Raw genomic sequence first — 2,348 nt, forward strand, 5'->3', positions numbered from 1 at the left:
GTGGTGCGTCCACCGGTTTGTCGCTCAAGCAAGCGACCCAAACTGTCAAACTCTTGCTCGCCCAACACCCAATTCCCATCAGAGCTGCTCACTTCAATTCGAGCGATTTCACTTCCTGTTAAATAGGGAACATAGGTATATTCGAGCGTTGTTCCGTCTTGTAGGGTTTGGGTGAGTACGCGCCCATAGGCATCATAGGTGCGTTCTACGCGATGTCCTAGTTCATCGACTTCTTCGCGCAAACGCCCCAAGCCATCCCAAGCGTACAACTTAGTTCCAACAACCTGTCCTTGCAAGTTGATGCGCTCCTCTTTTTCTAAGAGCTGACTCTTGTAGTGCATCGTCTTTTTCCACTGTCCGCTGCGCATACTCCCTCCACTTTGCCAGCGCGAAGAAGTTAACCAAACGAGATTGTCTTCTTGATGGGCTTTTATCCCATTGGTAAACTGGAGCATCGCCATTTGCCCCCAACTATCGTAATTGATGTCGGTGCGGATGGAATAAGTAGCGTTTCGGTTATTGGAGGTTTGTACATCGCGAACCGTTTTTTGGCTGGCTTGGCTCGCTGCATTGTAATCCTGACTGAGAATTTCTTCCCATTGACCACTTCCCTTGCGATCCAAGCCGTATTTGCGCAGCTCGCGGCCTAAGCCATCGAAATACACTTTCGCTTGATTGTCCAAAGCATCGGTATAATGCGTCACAGGACCACTAGAAGTGAGCTCGTACTCCCAATACGTAGAACTTTCATATGCCGTACCTGCCGCTTGAGTGGAGCGCAAGATTCGACCCATCGAATCATAGCTATAAGAGCTCACAACCCCTTGTGCACTAGTCTCGCTCAATACGCGTTGGGTAAAAGCACTCAAAGTAGTGCTAGTAGCGGCCTCACAACCATCATGACCGGTAAAAATAGTCTCTTGCGTTAGTTCATCTCCATCAACGATAAATTCAAAGGCTTGATAGGAATCATAAGCCGTAGAATACGCTCCATCGGCGTATAATTTATCGTGAATAAAGGTCATACGCCCATAATCCAAACTACTGGAATCCTGCTCATACTCGAAAAAGCGCGTTTGTAGCAATTCATCATCACTGTATTTGGACAACTGCTCGGCGACAATCAAATCGGAATCTCCTAAATTAGTATAGGTATAGGATTCCATTTGAATGGGCGTATCGTAGTCATCCTGATTGGGAATGGTGATACTTTCTTTTAAAAAGCGCACAAAACCGTGGGGCTCTGCCGGACAACCGCGTTCTCCATCGGCATCGTACCAAGTCATGGTGGTTTGACTGCCATTGGGTTGAATCTCCAAGGTAGGATTTCCGTCTGCATCAAATTCAGTGAGGTGAACCTCTTGACGGGTTCCACTGGAATCTCGCCAGGTCGTAGTCTTTTGTTTAACCAATTGAAACTGATTGGGTTGATTCTCAAAGGAAATTCCGATAATGGCATAATACTCCAAATCAACCTGTATGCTCTTTACTTCATTAGGGAAAGTGGTGCGAAAAGTTGTTACTTCACTGGTATTTAAGTGAAAACTATTATAGGTACGTTCTGTTTCAATAGTCAAATTACCTTGGATTTGTTCCACTTTAGAACCATAAACATAACCATTCATCACCGTATATAAATTATCGCGACCTGATTCAAAATCAAGTCCACTTTGATAGCCTAAGTAGTTATTGGGAGTAAAACTATAGCTAGAAACAAGATCAGGTTGTCCGTGTCCTGGGGAAAGGCGATGTTTGGTAGCCGCAGGCAACGCGGGATATCGATTATCGGGATATCGAAAAACGTCAGCTTCATATTCAATCGTTTCGACAAGTCCTGTTGGGTGTTTGATCTCCTTGATAAATCCCTGGGGTGTATAGTAGAGAAACCAAGTGTAGTTCTGTTCCACCTGTTTCACTGCTTCCAAAAAATTATTGCCAAGGGTAAATTGAATCTCGTAGGCTTCTTCCTCTCCAGGGAAAACGGAAACAACAGGAGTATTAGGATCATGGTAACGAAGCTCCACTAAAGTATGGTGATCATCCGCAATGGAAATCAAACGAGCATCGTTCCCTATCCATTTTAAGTAAACCGCATGACCTTCATAAGTCTGAATGCTAACGGTATTCTTGATAAAAGAAGAGGAAGAGGGGCTATCTAAAATCTCAACCAATCCCGATTTATAGGTCACTTTATAATACCCTTCTTGATCATCATCCCCATTGAAGCGCTCAAAGATAAAGTTGTTGAGCTTCTTTTGTTTGACGGTGATTTCGCCTTGATAATCATCGTTATCACCCTCCACTAAATACTGCTCCCCTGTGGAGAGTCGAAGCAGTTGATTTTGATA

At 44.4% G+C, this 2,348-nt stretch carries 1 pseudogene; it reads right to left on the bottom strand.

Annotated elements, in window-relative coordinates:
- A pseudogene (locus ACUTSE_RS18090) lies at nucleotides 1-2,348 on the bottom strand (RHS repeat domain-containing protein); the annotation flags it as partial.

It is taken from the genome of Myroides sp. TSA_177.3, from assembly GCF_052691955.1.